Genomic DNA, 16104 nt, shown 5'->3' with positions numbered 1-16104 from the left:
TTTCCTTTGTTCTTAGCTTACCTTATCTGGCGGATTTCGGCAACAGACATAGGATAAACTGCATTATTTCATGAAAAATGGTGTGCCGGAAAATGGTTAATTCTCCTTTTTCTTTCCCGGAAATTTCATAAAATAGTATACAATAAATAATACTGCCGTAATGCTCCAGGAAACCGGATAGCTAAGCATGATCGTATTAATTCCGGGATACATCTGTCCTGCTGTAAAAAGCCACAGAATCCTCAGAGAACACACTCCGCCACAGGTCAGGATCATAGGCACCAGAACCTTTCCGGTACCCCTCAGTGCCCCGGACAAAATTCCTATGATCACATAAATGAAATAGGACGGCAGTAAAAAACGACTCATATGAACACCGTGCCCAATAACAGCACTGTCTGTAGTAAACAGACTGTATATCCACGGCGCAAACGCATACATAACCGCGATCAGAGCCGTCGCTCCAACCATGCTCATAGTCATGCAGACACGCACGCTCTTTCTCATACGGTGATACTTTCCTGCCCCGTAATTCTGTCCGACGAAGGTAGTAATGGAAATCGCAAATGCATTGATCACCATCCAGAAAATGGCATCAATCTTTCCAAGTGTACCCCACGCCGCCACAGTATCGGTGCCAAGATTATTGACAAATATCTGAATCACAATATTCGAGATATTATACATGACAGATTCCAGTCCTGCCGGAATTCCGATCCTGAGCACTGAAGACAGCATTCTCTGATCAAATCGGATTTCTCTCAGTTTTAACACATAAATTTCTTCTGTCTTAAGCAGCATACCCACTACAAGCAATGCACTGATCACCTGCGAAGTAACGGTTGCTGCTGCCACACCTGTTACTCCCATACCCAAAACTACCACAAACAAAAGGTCCAGAATAATATTCAACACACAGGTAATAATTAACACGTAAAGTGGTCTTTTAGAATCTCCCACTGCACGCAGAATAGAAGCCCCCATATTATAGATCAGATTAAAAATCATCCCTCCAAAATAAATATGAAGATAAATGGCCGAATCCTCCACAACATCTGCCGGTGTCTTCATAAGCAGCAATGCAGGTCTTGTCAGCAGAATTCCTGCTACTGTAAGAAAAATCCCGGCAGCAATGGAAAATGCAAATGCCGTATGCAACGCCTTGCTTACATTCTTTTTATCCTTTGCTCCATAAAACTGTGAAATTACAACTGCAGCCCCCGAAGAAAGGCCTACAAAAAATCCCACGATCAGATTGGAAATCTGACTGGCAGAGCCTCCGACTGCAGCAAGTGCCTGTTTTCCTACAAAACGGCCTACAACAATTGTATCTGCAGTGTTATAAATCTGCTGAAAAAACGTTCCAAATACAATAGGAAAGAAAAATAACAGCAATTGTTTCCAGATCACTCCTTCTGTAATCTGATTTACCTTTTCCTTTTTCTCCATTTCTTTTCCCTCATCCACATTTTAAAAATATTTCTGCATTTTGCCGCAGTCCGAGCACCATGGGTTCCATGGCATTATATTTTAACATACAAAAAAGCAGGCATCCCAAACGGGAGAACCTGCCATACTTTGCAATCATTAAAAATTAGTCTTCAACTTTAATGATTTCCTTTTTGTTGTAGCTTCCGCAAGCTTTGCATACTCTGTGCGGCATCATCAGTTCGCCACATTTGCTGCATTTTACAAGGTTCGGAGCGCTCATTTTCCAGTTTGCTCTTCTCTTATCACGTCTTGCTTTAGAAGATTTATTCTTTGGACAGATGGACATATGTTACACCTCCTTAAATTTACTAAATATATCACTGATAGCTGCCATACGGGGATCCTTTGGTCCCTCGACGCATCCGCAAGGACCGTCATTGAGGTTTTTCCCGCACTGGCTACAGATTCCTTTGCAGTCTTCTCTACATAAAACCTTCAAAGGCCAGCTCATCAGTACCTCAAGATAGACCAGCTGGTCCACATCCAGGTCCATACCTGTGAGATAAGAACTCTCGTCCAGATCATTCACACGGTCTTCATCCGTAAGCTTCATATCAAGTTTTCGCTCAATCTCTAAAGGAATCTCTGTGGAAACCTCTTCCAGACATCTGTCACAGGGAATACCTACGGTAATCTTACCTGTTCCTCTGATCTCAAGATTCCTGTCACCTATATTCGTAATCGTAAGCTCTATAGGCTCTTTTGCAAGTACCGGAAAGCTTCCTGACTGAAAGGTGATCGTATCCATTCCAAACTCTACAGTCTTCTGAATACGCATTCCTTCACTGGATGAAATATCTGATAAATGTATCTGCATACTTTTCTCCTATCCACACTTGTTTTATTATACATACCGCCTCTGCTTTTGTCAACGATAAATTAGAAAAATTTCACATTTTGTCAAGTAATATTCCTTTACGGCATATTTCCTGTAAAAAGCAGCGGATATTATCCCGTCTGAATCCGCTATAGGCATAGACAGAAAGAAAGGTGCTCCTAACAGATGCACCTTTCCTTTCTATAATAAATATAGTTTCATCCAACTATATTTCTCTCGTCCGGACACAAAACAGACACTTTATTATCTGTGAAAATTAAACCAGAGCTACTGTCTCTCTGCAGATTGCAAGTTCTTCGTTTGTAGGAATTACAGCAACTTTAACTTTGGAATCCGGTGTAGAGATAACGATTTCTTCTCCGCGAACTCCGTTAGCTTCTTTGTCAAGTGTAACTCCAAGGTATCCAAGATAGCTTACAACCTTCTCACGTACAGGAATAGCATTCTCGCCGATACCTGCTGTAAATACGATCGCATCTACACCATTCATGGCTGCAACATATCCGCCAACGAATTTAGCGATACCATAGCAGAGAACGTCGATTGCGTTAGCTGCATCTTCGTTTCCGCTCTGAGCTGCATCGTTCAGATCACGGAAGTCACTGGATAATCCGCCGGATAATCCAAGAAGACCGGATTTCTTGTTGAGAACGTTCATCATACCTGCAATGTCAAGGTTTTCTTTCTTAGCGATGAATTCCATGATAGCCGGGTCAATGTTACCGGAACGTGTTCCCATAACAACACCTTCAAGCGGAGTAAGACCCATTGTTGTATCAACACACTGACCGTTTACAACAGCACTGATAGAAGAACCGTTTCCAAGGTGGCATACGATAACTTTTGAGTTATCTTTGTCAAGGCCAAGGCATTCAACAGCACGTTTAGAAACAAAGCTGTGGGAGGTTCCGTGGAAACCATATCTTCTTACTTTGTAGTTCTTGTAATATTCCAGTGGAAGGCCATAGAGATATGCTTTTGCAGGCATTGTCTGATGGAAAGCGGTATCGAATACTGCTACCTGAGGTACACCCGGCATAAGCTCAGAGCATACACGGATACCGATCAGGTTTGCCGGGTTATGAAGCGGTGCAAGATCGTTGCACTCTTCTACTGCTGCGATCACTTCATCTGTGATTACTACAGATTTGGCAAATTTCTCACCACCATGTACAACACGGTGTCCAACAGCGTTTACTTCTTTCAGGCTTCCGATAGCGCCTGTTTTGTCATTTGTAAGGGCATCCAGAACCATCTGGATTGCTTCTTTATGTGTAGGCATAGGAGCTTCTGTGATCTCTTTGTCACAGCCTGTTTTCTGATATACTAATCTTCCATCGATACCGATTCTCTCGCAGAGACCTTTTGCAAGAACTGCTTCTGAATCAGAGTTGATCAGCTGATATTTCAGGGATGAACTTCCACAGTTGATTACTAATACGTTCATTTTCATATTCTGCCGGCAATAAATTCCGAATATTTCTGCCAGCTTTTCCTTTCATATTATAATATCAATAAATTATGTAGTCGATAAAATAATTCTGCTTTACTGTCTGACCGAAATCTTATTTGTTGTCATCAGCCTGGCACTGTACTGCTGTGATAGCTACTACACCAACGATATCGTCTGCAGAGCATCCACGGGACAGGTCATTTACAGGTTTAGCAATACCCTGGGTTACAGGTCCGTAAGCTTCTGCTTTTGCAAGACGCTGTACAAGTTTATATCCGATGTTACCTGCATCAAGGTCTGGGAATACAAGTACGTTAGCTTTACCGGCAACTTCGCTTCCAGGAGCTTTGGATGCACCTACACTTGGAACGATAGCTGCGTCAAGCTGGAATTCTCCGTCAAGTGCAAGTTCCGGATTCTGCTCTTTTGCGATCTTTGTAGCTTCTACTACTTTGTCTACGTCAGCATGTTTTGCACTGCCTTTAGTGGAATGTGAAAGCATGGCAACGATTGGTTTCTCCTGAACAAGAAGTTCAAAGGATTCTGCAGAAGATGCTGCGATTGCTGCAAGTTCTTCTGAAGTCGGGTTCTGGTTCAGACCGGAATCAGCAAATACAAATGCGCCGTTTGCGCCGTATTCGCAGTTCGGAACTACCATTAAGAAGAATGCGGATACAAGTTTTGTACCTGGTTTTGTTTTCAGGATCTGAAGACATGGTCTTAAGGTATCAGCTGTAGAGTGACATGCACCGGATACCATACCGTCTGCATCGCCCATTTTTACCATCATTACACCATAGTACAGATACTGGTTAAGAAGAATCTCTTTAGCCTGATCCGGTGTCATGCCTTTTTTCTGTCTTAATTCTACTAACTTGTCAATGTATCCCTGTGTTTTCTCTGATGTAGCAGGATCTACGATCTGTGCGCCGGAAATGTCATATCCGTCTTCAGCTGCACTCTTTTTAACAGCTTCTTCGTTACCAACAAGGATAACCTTTGCAATTCCTTCTTTTAAAATTTTCTCTGTAGCTGCCAGAGTTCTCTTATCCTCTGTCTCCGGAAGTACGATTGTTTTTACGTTTGCTTTTGCTCTTTCTTTGAGTGTGTCAATAAATCCCATGATTAAAATGGCTCCTTTCATATAGCAGTTCTGATATCCAATATCAATTTTCTATCAATTATCTGCGCTGTTTTCATTATAACTCCTGAAGCCTTGTATTTCAAGCATCTGAATGGTAGAATATGACATAAAAAAGTATTTTTTAAGATGCAATATGGTAAAAAAGAGAGAACTCTACAAAATTTCAGAAAGGAGCTTTCTGTCTAAATTTATGAAAACAGCAGGAATTATTGCAGAATATAATCCTTTTCACAAAGGACATGAATATCAAATCCGGTATACAAAAGAAAAGCTAAAGGCAGACTATGTGATTGTTGCCATGAGCGGAGATTATGTGCAGCGCGGCACTCCCGCTCTCATCTCCAAACACGCACGTGCAGAAATGGCTCTGCGGTGTGGTGCCGACCTTGTGCTTGAAATGCCGGTATCCATCTCTACAGCAAGTGCAGAAGCCTTCGCAATGGGAGGTGTTTCCCTGTTGGACAGCCTTGGCATTGTTGATATGCTCTGTTTTGGAAGTGAATCCGGAGAGATCAGCGCACTGCGAGAACTGGCTGAGATCCTTGTAGAAGAACCTGAAGAATATAAAAAGCTGCTGAAAAGCTTTTTATGCGAAGGGCTGACTTTTCCGGCTGCCAGAAGCCAGGCACTGACAGAATATTTTAAAAATCTTCGCAACTTCAGCGGTGACGATTTTGACGGGGTACTTACTCCTCTGTTAAATGAAGTCACACAGATCCTGAATACACCCAATAATATCCTGGGAATCGAATACTGCAAGGCACTTCTCCGCCTGAACAGCCAGATCCGCCCTGTTACCATCCGCAGGGAAGGAATGGGGTATCATGAAACCACTGTCCCTGATGAACATTCCGCAGTATCCTCCCCGGATCTACAGTCACCCACTGATTTCTTTGCATCTGCAACTGCTATACGAAATCTGATTCTTCAGGATTCCCCTGACCCGGATTCCCTGGCATCCCAGATTCCGGGACAGGCTTTTCCTGTTTTTCAAAAGGCTGTAAATTCCGGTGAATTTCTCACAGAAAATTCTTTGGACTCTATCCTCTCCTACTGCCTTATGAAGGAAAACGTGAAAAGCCTTTCTTCCTATATGGATGTTTCCGAGGATCTCGCCCGACGGATCATAAATCAGCAAAATCTTCTGTCGTCCTTTTCCCAGTCTGTATCTGTTTTAAAAACCAGAGAGCTGACTCAGACAAGAATACAGAGAGCATTGCTTCATATTATATTAAATATCCATACTGCGCCCACACAGATTCCCTTTGCCCGGGTTCTTGGTTTCCGCAAGGAAAGCAGTGAACTGCTAAGCCAGATCAAGCAGCACAGCAGTATCCCTCTCATTACCAAGCTTGCAGATGCACAAAATCTTTTGGACAGTAAAGGAAATCAGATTTTATCTGAAACTGTTTTTTCTTCCAATTTATATGAAAAACTTCTGTGTCTGAAAACCGGCAGAAAATTCTGCCACCAGTCCCAGAAACAGCTTATTATCATATAATTCTTGTTGTTTAAATCCGCTTATGTTAGAATAAAACAGTGAGGATAGGGATATAAAATAAGGAAGGAGGAAAAGAAAAATGAAAGCTAATTCAGGTTTGAAAAAGAATAGAACAAAGATTCAGATGGTGCTTAGCGCCCTAGTAATCTTATCTGTTGTACGTCAGTTTTTCCTGGGAAATTACCACAATATGTTTCTGGGAATCTTAACATTGATCCTTTTTATGGTTCCACAGTTTCTGGACAGAAAACTGAACGTCACAATACCACCGGGACTGGAGACAGTAATTCTGATCTTTATCTTTTCAGCAGAAATTCTTGGCGAAATCAATGCCTTTTATGTAAAAATCCCTATCTGGGATACCATTTTACATACTACTAACGGTTTTCTGATGGCCGCCATCGGATTTGCACTGATTGATCTTTTTAACCGCAGTGACAGGTTTTCCATTAAAATGTCACCGTATTTTGTAGTTTTTTTTGCATTCTGTTTTTCAATGACTGTTGGTGTTATGTGGGAATTCTTTGAATTCAGCATGGACTGGTTCTTTGGAATGGATATGCAGAAGGACTGGATCGTACCGGCCATCAACTCTGTGAAGCTGAATCCTACCGGTGCAAACGTTCCCATCCATGTAGATGTTCAGTCCCTGGTCGTTAACGGTGAGACCTGGGATCTGGGAGGCTATCTTGATATTGGTATTGTTGATACCATGAAAGATCTGATCGTAAACTTTATCGGTGCAGTAGTATTTTCTGTTATCGGTATTCTGTATCTGCGAAACCGCGGAAAAGGAAAGCTGGCAGCTTCTCTGATCCCGCAGGTACGCAGCAAGCAGGAAGAAGAACATTCTTCCAGAGATCAGTAAGATCCACAGTTACCGAAACTGGCGCACTTTTCTGGAAATATTCTCCAGTTCTTCTCTGGAAAGCTCAGGAAGTCTTTCCAGCTGATCCATAAACATGGCAAGTGTCTCTTTTCGCTGCATTTCCACCATCTGGGTGTAGAAATTAACCACTACCCCGGTAGCAATGGCAACTACAAAAAGGGAATAGATTGTCAGAAGAACGGAACACATTTTTCCAATGAAAGTAACCGCAACTACATCGCCAAATCCGGCAGTGGAGATCACCGCATAGCAATACCACAGTGCATCTCCATATCGGTTAATGTCTGGTTCAACCAGCTGGATCACTGCTGCGATAGCAAAAATAAACACAATAAAACCAATGATAATTTTATCTGCGCGAGTCCGTTTTAATACACTGCCTAATACTTTAATTCTTTTCATGCACCTGTCCTCCAATGAAATAATCTACTATCTGAAATTAATTGAAGTATAGTATAAAACGGTTTCACTTGCAATATGAAAGGAGCTTAACAGTATGAAAGATAATAAAGCACTAAAATACCTCACTTTGATCACCGGAGTTTTAACATTGTTATTAGGAGTCTACACTCTTGTAAGACCAATGAGAACTTTTCTTGCCATCGGATGGATCCTGGGAATCCTTCTGTTTGTAAATGGTATTGAACTTGTAATCCTTTCTTTATCCAAAGAAAAGAAAGAAATCGGAGCATGTATTCTCGGTGTTCTGGAAGGACTTGCAGGTATTATCTTATTATTCAGCGGCATTCAGCGATTCATCACAGACGTAATGGCTGCTTATATGGTTGGCGCAATCATTCTGATTTATGGTATTTTCCAGATTGCCGGCGGCGCAAAGGTATATAAAACCTCTAAAGGAAAAGGTATCCTGAGCATTGTGTGCGGTGTTTTATCCGTGATCGTCAGCATCATTTCATTTACTCATCCTGTTCTTACCATGATCTCTGCAGGATATATGATCGCTTTTTCTGTTTTAATGCAGGGTATTAATATGATCGTACTTGGAATCAATTTCGGAAAGACCGAAAACTAACAAAAAGGTTATGACTGTATGAATAACACAAAAAGCCCCAAAAACGTATCTTTAAAAAATCAGCTTGAATTGTGGCTGTTCTGCGCACTCATTGGTGCTGTTGCCGGTGCACTGGTATGGATCCTGCTGAAAATAATGGCAGTGGGAACTGAATTTCTGTGGAAATGGTTTCCCGGAAAAACCTCTGTTCCCTATTATACAATTCTTATCTGTGTAGCCGGTGCAGCAATTATCGGTATTTTCCGAAAAATATTCGGAGACTATCCCGAAGATCTGGAAACCGTTATGGAAAAAGTCAGAACAGAAAAAAGATACGAATACAAAAACATGCTTGTAATGATGGTGGCAGCACTGCTGCCATTACTCATAGGAAGCAGTGTAGGTCCCGAAGCCGGACTTACCGGAATTATCATAGGTTTATGCTACTGGGCCGGAGACAATCTGAAGTTTGCCAAACAGAATACCAGAAATTATTCGCAGATCGGTGCCGCAGTCTCCATGAGTGTGCTGTTTCACGCACCTCTGTTCGGTATTTTCGAAGTAGAAGAAAACTCTGAGGAAGACCTTGCATCCTTAACAAAGGGTTCCAAATTATTTATTTACGGAATCGCGCTGGCTGCAGGCACCGGTATTTATGCAGGTTTATCTGCACTTTTTGGTGCAGGGCTTTCCGGATTTCCATCCTTTGATATGGTGGAAATCCAGAAAAAAGACTATCTGCTTATAATTCTGTATATTTTGTGCGGTCTTATTCTGGCATACTTCTATCAGGCAACGCACAAGCTGACCGGAAATATTTCCAACAGATTCCCGGCAGTTGTCAAAGAGATTTTTGCAGGTTTATGCCTTGGAATCACAGGTTCATTCTTACCTGCACTTATATTTTCCGGAGAAGAACAGATGGGAACACTTATGAAAACCTATACCTCTTATCTGCCACTGGCACTTATTGGCATTGCGTTTTTCAAGCTTCTGCTGACAAATCTGTGTATTCAGTTCGGTTTAAAGGGAGGACATTTCTTCCCTGTCATCTTTGCCGGAGTATGTATGGGATACGGCGTGGCAATGCTGACCTGCGGGCCAGACGGGGGACATGTGGTATTTGGAGCTGCAATCGTTACTGCGTCACTTCTGGGCGGAATTATGAAAAAGCCACTGGCAATAACCATGCTTCTCTTCCTCTGCTTCCCGGTTAAAATGTTTATCTGGATTTTCATTGCAGCAGTAGTTGGAAGCAAGCTTACTACACTTAAAGCAGAGCAGGAACCTTCTGCAAATTAGAACAAGTCTCTAAAAAAGAACCTGCAAAAAAAGAACCATTATATCAGACTATACAGCTGTATATAATGGTTCTTTTATTATGTTTATTTCTCTCCGGAAAGAAGAATTCGGTCATTATCCAGCATCTTGCCTGCACCTGTCTTAAACTTATCCAGAAGTCTTTCTACAGTCAGGCCGTTCTTTTCTTCTTCATGGATATCCAGCACAACGTTTCCTGAATCCATCATAAGGATACGATTTCCCAAATCAAGGGCTGACTGCATATTGTGGGTGATCATCAGGCAGGTAAGCTGATGTTCCTCTACAATCCGTTTCGTAAGATTCAGCACCTTTTCTGCAGTTCCCGGGTCAAGGGCTGCTGTATGCTCATCCAGAAGCAGAAGCTTGGGCGGATTCATGGTTGCCATGAGAAGTGTCAGCGCCTGTCTCTGTCCGCCGGAAAGAAGTCCTACCGGCTGAGTCATTCGCTTCTCAAGTCCGATATCCAGAAGCTTCAGTTCTTCATGGAATCGCTCTTTTTCCTGTCTGGACACATGGGAAAGCCATCCGCCTTTCCCTGCTGCAAGTGCCAGATTCTCTTCTATGGTCATTCCAGGTGCAGTTCCCCTCATAGGATCCTGATACAGGCGGCCGATGGTTTTTGCGCGTACATGCTGGGGCATAAAAGTAATATCCTGTCCATCCAGCATGATCATGCCGGAATCTGTAAGAAAATCTCCGCAGATTGCATTAAACAGAGTGGATTTACCAGCACCGTTAGAACCGATGATTGTTGCAAAATCACCTTTCTCCAGATTCAGGGATAAATCTCTGATGGCCTGTTTCTCGTTTACCGTACCCGGATTAAAAGTCTTGGAAATATGTTCAATCTTCAGCATAAATCACTGTACTCCCTTCCTGTGAGTCATTCTTCTCTTAATCTGCGGCCACTGTTTCTTCAGATATGGGCCTGAAATAGCCAATACAACGATCACAGAAGATACCAGTTTCAGCATAAATGCAGGCATATTAAACCTCAGCGCAACCGTATATACCAGACGGAAAATAAAAGATCCAAGCACCATGCCTACGGCTCTCACAAAAATTCCGCCTCTGCCAAGAATCGTACCTCCGATCAGCAGGGAGGCCAGTGCAATGGTAACCATTCCCTGTCCGATATTGATATCTACGGATTTCTGTGACTGAGACAGAAGACATCCGGAAAGTGCTGTAAAGGAGTTGGCAACACAGAGACCTACGATCGTGGTAAACACCGGGTTAATAGATGAGGATTTTACCATATCTGCATTATTTCCTGTGGCTCTGATCGCCAGGCCAAGTCTTGTTCTCAGAAAGAATACAAGAAAAGCGATCACTATGATCACTGCGATAAGGGCAACTACAATATCTCCTCTGCCTTTCAGCGGTGTATTTTTCAGCGTTTCTTTCATCATGGAAAATACTGTATCTGTTCTGTTCATATTGATCAGGGAAGAACCTCCCATCACTGCAATATTCACAGAATAAAGCCCTGTATTAACGATAATTCCTGCAAGAAGACTGTCAACCCCCAGCTTTGTCTGAAGTATGGCTGTCACAAAGCCTGAGCATACACCTGCAGCCATGGCTGCAAAAATAGATAAAAAAGGATGTCCGCTGACTGCCACTACCGCTCCCACTGCTGCTCCCAGTGTGAAACAGCCATCAGTGGAAAGGTCACAGACATTCAGCATGGAATAGCTGAGAAACAGGGCAAGAACTGTCAGTGAACAGATCAGGCCAAGCTTCAGCGCAGTCTCTCCCAGGGAGAGCATAGTCGCAATAGTCACGATAATTTCCTCCAATTTGTATTTATTTTATTACATTCAATGAACAGCAACAGAAAAACTGCTGCTGTTCATTTCAATTCAGAAAATATTTTGTTCAAATTCACGTCCGATCAAAACACAATCCAAACATCTTTATTATTTTTCTACTTCATCAAAGCTCTCTGCTGTAACGATCTCGTTTACCTGTGTGCATAATGGCTCAAATTCCTTTTTAACTGTGTCAAGATCAAGTCCCAGCCCTTCGCAGGTCTCTGTATTTACAGTTGCTGTACCATTGTCAAAGGTTTCTACCGGTGTTTCAGATGGGTCTTCACCGTCTACCAGGATTGCTGCGATCATATCTGCTGTCTTCTGTCCCAGATTTGCATAATCCACACCATATCCAACGAACGCACCGTTTAATGCAAAGGAATCAGCCCCTGTATACTGTGGGATTCCTGCCTCAATAAATTTTTCATAAATAGAAAGCTCTGCTGTCATGATGGTGTTGTCTGTCGGGGTAAATATTGCATCTACCTTATCTGCCACCAGAGCGTCTGCCGCAAGCTGTACCTCATCTGTTGTGGTTCCTGTACGCTCTACATATTCAATGCCTTCCTTGTCCAGATAATCCTTGGCTTCCTGGATGGCTGTAGTGGAAGCATCCTGTCCCACATCATAGAGAAGTCCGATTTTTTTCACATCCGGATTTACTGCCTGGATCAATTTCATAATAGAAGCTGTATCAAGATAATCACTGGTTCCGGTGATATTTGCTCCCGGTGCCTCCAGATCCTCTACAAGGCCACTTCCTACAGGGTCAGATACTGCAGAAAATACAACCGGTGTATCCGTTCCTTCTGTTGCGGACTGCATACGCATTGCTACAGGTGTTGCAACACCTACCATTAAATCTACATTATCAGCCTGAAAATCAGAAATGATCTGCTCCATAACATTGGCATCAGCATTGCAGTTATCATAAGATACCTCAAAGTTTACATCCTTTTCCTTGCCAAGTTCTTCCAGACGGGACTGAATATTGTCTACGATCTGGTTTAAGGAAGCGTCATCTACATAATTACAGATGCCGATCTTGAAATCCTGTGCCATAACCGGTGATGCCATCATCATAGTTGCCATTGCTGTTGCTGCGATTGCTAATACTCTTTTCTTCATAGTCTTTTTCCTCTCTCTACATCAATGATTCAGCAGCTCATAATATTAACTGCCGTAGCCTCAGGGATATATGCCAATCCCCTGTTACCGTCTGTGAGAAAGAACTCCCGGATTCCTTTTACCGGATGTGCCAACTGATGTGAAAGCCGCTTTGTATATATAAAAAATCCGTCTCAAACAATGCATTTGCTTGAGACGGTAATAAGTATCTTATTATCGCGGTGCCACTCAAATTGACGAAACGTCCACTTTCTCATGTACAAACATACACTCCTGATTTATAACGGGTTCGGTTCCCGTCGGTGCCTACTCTCACGCTTATTAAGATTTCGGACCGCCCTCGAAAGGCCATTCAACAATCAGTCTCATGCAGCTTCCCACCACCTGCTGCTCTCTGTAATGATCCTTGGTTGCTTACTCTTCTTTCTCATCGGTTTTGATGTGTTTACTTTACCACGGTAATGCAGATATGTCAAGAGTTTTTTGAATTTTCTGCCTGAGGTTTAATATGATAATTATAGGTTCATTTTACCATCTGTCTGAATATATGACAAGAAATGATTTGTTTTTCTGGAAACAAAAGCACAAAAATGATATACTATATTTCAGATATCACATATTCAGAACTATTATAACAGATTGTGAGGCTTTATTATGAGTGCTAAAATAGAATTTCACGGAAGTGACATTGAGAAAGTCTGCGAGATTTACGGACTTCGCAGAGAAGATATCATTATGTTTGGGGCAAATGTAAACCCTCTGGGGCTTTCTGAGCATGTAAAGGAACAGCTTGCAGGGCGTCTGGATATCCTGTCTTCTTATCCTGACAGAAATTACACTTCACTTTGCAGCACAATTTCAGAATATTGCAATATTCCTGCTGAATTCATCCTGCCGGGAAATGGTTCCAGCGAACTGATCGCGCTGCTGATACAGGAACAAAATCCAAAACACACCCTTATCCTGGGTCCGACCTATTCAGAATACGCCAGGGAGCTCTCCTTCTCCGGAAGTACACAGGAATATTATCATCTGCGCGAAGAGGATAACTTTGTCCTCAACGTAGATGATCTTTGTCACACTCTGGAGGGAAAATATGATTTTCTCATCCTCTGCAACCCAAATAATCCTACCTCATCTGCAATTAAGGTAAACGACCTGCGCAGAATCGTTTCCTTCTGCAATGAACGGAACATTTTCGTAATGATCGACGAAACTTATGTAGAGTTTGCCCCGGATATCAATGAAATTACCGCCATTAGCCTCACCAGAGAATTCCAGAACCTGATGGTACTCCGCGGCGTATCCAAATTCTACGCAGCCCCAGGCATGCGTCTGGGCTACGGAATCACCGGGAACCTGGAATTTCTCAAAAAAATGAAAGAAAAACAGGTACCATGGTCCCTCAACAGTCTGGGAGCCCTGGCCGGCGAACTGATGCTCCAGGACAAAACCTACATCCGCCAGACCCGGGACCTCATCCTCTCAGAACGCACCCGCCTGCTCAAAGCACTGGAGAATACTCCCACTTACAAAACCTACCCAACCTATGCCAACTTCCTCCTCCTGAAAATCCAGAAGCCCGGCCTGACCTCCCAGGACATCTTCGACACCTGCATCCGCCAGGGCCTCATGATCCGCAACTGCTCCTCCTTCGAATGCTTGGACGGCGAATACATCCGCTTCTGCATCATGCACCCCGAAGACAACACCCGGCTCCTCCATGTATTGGAGTCCCTTTAAAGCAAAATACTTCCTTTATTTATAGCAATTCTATAAAATAATGCAAACAATCCAATCCTTCATAGCGTGCAGTCCTGCGTCAGAATTTCTATAGTTAAAAACAGATACCAGCGGGGCGGAAAATATTTTGTCTGGGGTGCATTTGCAGGAGTCTTAGATATTCTTAGCCACCAGAAATCTGCGTTATGAGCCGTCTGCCTCACTGTCTGAGCGAAGTCGGAGGCGGAGCGAGTTTGACAGGACGGCTCATGCTTTTAGCAGATTTCTGGCGGCTTAGAATATCTTAGGCTCCGAAACCGCACCCCAGACAAAATATTTTCCGCCCCGCGTCCCTCTTGAACAAAAAAACCAGAAACTCCTTTTCCGAAGTTTCCGGCCTTTTTTATCAGTTTTTAAAGCTATGGATCGGCGCTGGAATCCTTCCGCCTCTCTGCACAAACGCATCACAGGAGAACTGATTCACCGGCATAATCGGTGCATAACCAAGCAATCCTCCAAATTCAACAACCTCTCCAACGCCCTTACCGATAACCGGGATCAGACGTACAGCTGTTGTCTTCTGATTTACCATACCAATAGCTGCCTCATCTGCAATAATACCTGCAATAGTGGAAGCCTTGGTATCTCCTGGAATCGCAATCATATCAAGACCTACAGAACATACACAGGTCATAGCCTCCAGCTTCTCAAGAGTCAGTGCCCCTGCATTTACAGCATCGATCATACCCTGATCCTCACTGACCGGAATAAATGCACCACTTAAACCACCAACTGCAGTAGAAGCCATAACGCCGCCCTTTTTCACCTGGTCATTTAACAGAGCAAGAGCTGCTGTTGTACCCGGTGCACCTGCATGCTCCAGACCAATCTCCTCCAGGATCTCAGCAACACTGTCGCCGATGGCAGGAGTGGGAGCCAGAGACAGATCCACAATACCAAACTTCACACCCAGACGCTTGGAAGCCTCTCTGGCTACCAACTGTCCAACACGTGTTACCTTGAAAGCAGTACGCTTGATCATTTCGCAAAGAGTCTCAAAATCCTTACCTCTAACCTGTTCCAGAGCAGTCTTAACAACACCGGGTCCGCTGACACCTACGTTGATGATCGTATCTGCCTCTGTCACACCGTGGAACGCACCTGCCATAAACGGATTATCATCCGGTGCATTACAGAATACAACCAACTTCGCACATCCCAGAGAATCCTGTTCCTTACTTGCCTGAGCTGTTTCCAGAACAATCTCTCCCATCAGTTTGACAGCATCCATATTAATACCTGTACGTGTAGAGCCCACATTTACAGAACTGCAGACACGCTCGGTTTTTGCCAGTGCCTGCGGAATAGATTCGATCAGAAGTTTCTCTGCAGGAGTCATTCCCTTGCTTACCAAAGCAGAATAACCGCCGATGAAGTTGACCCCAACTGTCTTTGCAGCCCTATCCAGAGTCTCTGCAATTGTCACAAAATCTTCTTTTGTCTTACATGCAGCACCACCGACCAGAGCGATGGGAGTTACGGAAATCCTTTTATTTACGATGGGGATCCCATATTCCATGGAAATTGCCTCACCTGTAGATACCAGATCTTTGGCGCAGGTTGTGATCTTGTCATAAATCTTTTTATTCAAGGTCTCAAGATCACTGTCGATACAGTCCAGAAGGCTGATTCCCATTGTAATGGTACGCACATCCAGATTCTCCTGCTCGATCATTTTATTGGTTTCATTTACTTCAAAAATATTGATCATTTTATTTTTCTCCCT

The 16104-nt window shown here is 43.2% G+C and carries 15 protein-coding genes and 1 other annotated feature; of the genes, 5 read left to right on the top strand and 10 right to left on the bottom strand.

Features of this window, described 5'->3' with window-relative positions; genetic code table 11:
• Positions 1–96: 96 nt before the first annotated feature.
• The 5 genes from ACTNC6_RS02775 to pta form a co-directional block, all read right to left on the bottom strand.
• A complete protein-coding gene (locus ACTNC6_RS02775; protein ID WP_441043155.1) occupies positions 97–1449 on the bottom strand; it encodes an MATE family efflux transporter in 1353 nt (450 codons plus the stop codon).
• Between the two features lie 145 nt (positions 1450–1594).
• On the bottom strand, positions 1595–1777 hold the full coding sequence (gene rpmF / locus ACTNC6_RS02770; protein ID WP_008704709.1) for a 50S ribosomal protein L32: 183 nt from the start codon (positions 1775–1777) through the stop codon (positions 1595–1597).
• A gap of 3 nt (positions 1778–1780) precedes the next feature.
• On the bottom strand, positions 1781–2308 hold the full coding sequence (locus tag ACTNC6_RS02765) for a YceD family protein (RefSeq protein WP_227218182.1): 528 nt from the start codon (positions 2306–2308) through the stop codon (positions 1781–1783).
• Between the two features lie 277 nt (positions 2309–2585).
• Entirely contained in the window at positions 2586–3776 is a 1191-nt protein-coding gene (locus tag ACTNC6_RS02760) for an acetate/propionate family kinase (protein ID WP_441043154.1), read from the bottom strand.
• 118 nt (positions 3777–3894) lie between these two features.
• Complete coding sequence (pta, locus tag ACTNC6_RS02755; RefSeq protein WP_019161337.1) at positions 3895–4905, bottom strand: phosphate acetyltransferase; 1011 nt, start codon at positions 4903–4905, stop codon at positions 3895–3897.
• Positions 4906–5059: 154 nt separating this feature from the next.
• Here pta and ACTNC6_RS02750 point away from each other — a divergent pair, with 154 nt between their 5' ends.
• Both ACTNC6_RS02750 and ACTNC6_RS02745 read left to right on the top strand, forming a co-directional pair.
• Positions 5060–6427: a tRNA(Met) cytidine acetate ligase gene (locus ACTNC6_RS02750; protein ID WP_441043153.1), complete on the top strand. Its 1368-nt coding sequence runs from the start codon at positions 5060–5062 to the stop codon at positions 6425–6427.
• Between the two features lie 79 nt (positions 6428–6506).
• Entirely contained in the window at positions 6507–7295 is a 789-nt protein-coding gene (locus ACTNC6_RS02745; RefSeq protein WP_441043152.1) for a hypothetical protein, read from the top strand.
• A gap of 9 nt (positions 7296–7304) precedes the next feature.
• Here ACTNC6_RS02745 and ACTNC6_RS02740 read toward each other — a convergent pair whose 3' ends face one another.
• A complete protein-coding gene (locus ACTNC6_RS02740) occupies positions 7305–7718 on the bottom strand; it encodes a potassium channel family protein (protein ID WP_173701971.1) in 414 nt (137 codons plus the stop codon).
• A gap of 94 nt (positions 7719–7812) precedes the next feature.
• Here ACTNC6_RS02740 and ACTNC6_RS02735 point away from each other — a divergent pair, with 94 nt between their 5' ends.
• Both ACTNC6_RS02735 and ACTNC6_RS02730 read left to right on the top strand, forming a co-directional pair.
• The gene (locus ACTNC6_RS02735; protein ID WP_441043151.1) at positions 7813–8349 is read left to right on the top strand and encodes an HdeD family acid-resistance protein; all 537 of its coding nucleotides are present in this window, start codon (positions 7813–7815) and stop codon (positions 8347–8349) included.
• A gap of 18 nt (positions 8350–8367) precedes the next feature.
• Positions 8368–9630 carry a chloride channel protein gene (locus tag ACTNC6_RS02730; protein WP_441043150.1) on the top strand — a complete coding sequence of 421 codons (1263 nt, stop codon included), beginning with the start codon at positions 8368–8370 and terminating at the stop codon, positions 9628–9630.
• 83 nt (positions 9631–9713) lie between these two features.
• Here ACTNC6_RS02730 and ACTNC6_RS02725 read toward each other — a convergent pair whose 3' ends face one another.
• From ACTNC6_RS02725 to ACTNC6_RS02715, 3 genes are all read right to left on the bottom strand, one after another.
• On the bottom strand, positions 9714–10508 hold the full coding sequence (locus ACTNC6_RS02725) for an ABC transporter ATP-binding protein (RefSeq protein ID WP_441043149.1): 795 nt from the start codon (positions 10506–10508) through the stop codon (positions 9714–9716).
• Positions 10509–10511: 3 nt separating this feature from the next.
• Complete coding sequence (locus tag ACTNC6_RS02720) at positions 10512–11423, bottom strand: ABC transporter permease (protein ID WP_173743007.1); 912 nt, start codon at positions 11421–11423, stop codon at positions 10512–10514.
• 150 nt (positions 11424–11573) lie between these two features.
• On the bottom strand, positions 11574–12596 hold the full coding sequence (locus ACTNC6_RS02715) for an ABC transporter substrate-binding protein (protein WP_441043148.1): 1023 nt from the start codon (positions 12594–12596) through the stop codon (positions 11574–11576).
• Positions 12597–12784: 188 nt separating this feature from the next.
• Positions 12785–13036, bottom strand: a binding site (T-box leader).
• Positions 13037–13250: 214 nt separating this feature from the next.
• On the opposite strand from ACTNC6_RS02715, the gene ACTNC6_RS02710 reads away from it, so the two are divergent.
• Positions 13251–14339 carry a pyridoxal phosphate-dependent aminotransferase gene (locus tag ACTNC6_RS02710; RefSeq protein WP_441035049.1) on the top strand — a complete coding sequence of 363 codons (1089 nt, stop codon included), beginning with the start codon at positions 13251–13253 and terminating at the stop codon, positions 14337–14339.
• A gap of 385 nt (positions 14340–14724) precedes the next feature.
• On the opposite strand, the gene ACTNC6_RS02705 is transcribed toward ACTNC6_RS02710, so the two are convergent.
• Positions 14725–16089 (bottom strand): PFL family protein, encoded by a 1365-nt coding sequence (locus tag ACTNC6_RS02705; protein WP_173742971.1) that lies wholly within the window; start codon positions 16087–16089, stop codon positions 14725–14727.
• Between the last annotated feature and the right edge of the window lie 15 nt (positions 16090–16104).

Origin of the sequence: Blautia sp. HCP3S3_C4, assembly GCF_052064095.1 — a bacterium.
In the GTDB taxonomy this organism is placed as follows: Bacteria; Bacillota; Clostridia; order Lachnospirales; family Lachnospiraceae; genus Blautia_A.
The sequence above is the reverse complement of the archived record's forward strand: the minus strand, read 5'-3'. Positions and strand labels throughout refer to the sequence as shown.

Excerpts from the sequence above, each read along its gene's own strand:
- ACTNC6_RS02710 (WP_441035049.1), top strand. The coding sequence starts at position 13,251 with ATGAGTGCTAAAATAGAATTTCACGGAAGTGACATTGAGAAAGTCTGC.
- ACTNC6_RS02705 (WP_173742971.1), bottom strand. The coding sequence starts at position 16,089 with ATGATCAATATTTTTGAAGTAAATGAAACCAATAAAATGATCGAGCAG.
- ACTNC6_RS02715 (WP_441043148.1), bottom strand. The coding sequence starts at position 12,596 with ATGAAGAAAAGAGTATTAGCAATCGCAGCAACAGCAATGGCAACTATG.
- ACTNC6_RS02720 (WP_173743007.1), bottom strand. The coding sequence starts at position 11,423 with ATGCTCTCCCTGGGAGAGACTGCGCTGAAGCTTGGCCTGATCTGTTCA.
- ACTNC6_RS02775 (WP_441043155.1), bottom strand. The coding sequence starts at position 1,449 with ATGGAGAAAAAGGAAAAGGTAAATCAGATTACAGAAGGAGTGATCTGG.
- ACTNC6_RS02760 (WP_441043154.1), bottom strand. The coding sequence starts at position 3,776 with ATGAACGTATTAGTAATCAACTGTGGAAGTTCATCCCTGAAATATCAG.
- ACTNC6_RS02730 (WP_441043150.1), top strand. The coding sequence starts at position 8,368 with ATGAATAACACAAAAAGCCCCAAAAACGTATCTTTAAAAAATCAGCTT.
- pta (WP_019161337.1), bottom strand. The coding sequence starts at position 4,905 with ATGGGATTTATTGACACACTCAAAGAAAGAGCAAAAGCAAACGTAAAA.
- ACTNC6_RS02750 (WP_441043153.1), top strand. The coding sequence starts at position 5,060 with ATGGTAAAAAAGAGAGAACTCTACAAAATTTCAGAAAGGAGCTTTCTG.
- ACTNC6_RS02740 (WP_173701971.1), bottom strand. The coding sequence starts at position 7,718 with ATGAAAAGAATTAAAGTATTAGGCAGTGTATTAAAACGGACTCGCGCA.
- ACTNC6_RS02735 (WP_441043151.1), top strand. The coding sequence starts at position 7,813 with ATGAAAGATAATAAAGCACTAAAATACCTCACTTTGATCACCGGAGTT.
- ACTNC6_RS02745 (WP_441043152.1), top strand. The coding sequence starts at position 6,507 with ATGAAAGCTAATTCAGGTTTGAAAAAGAATAGAACAAAGATTCAGATG.
- rpmF (WP_008704709.1), bottom strand. The coding sequence starts at position 1,777 with ATGTCCATCTGTCCAAAGAATAAATCTTCTAAAGCAAGACGTGATAAG.
- ACTNC6_RS02725 (WP_441043149.1), bottom strand. The coding sequence starts at position 10,508 with ATGCTGAAGATTGAACATATTTCCAAGACTTTTAATCCGGGTACGGTA.
- ACTNC6_RS02765 (WP_227218182.1), bottom strand. The coding sequence starts at position 2,308 with ATGCAGATACATTTATCAGATATTTCATCCAGTGAAGGAATGCGTATT.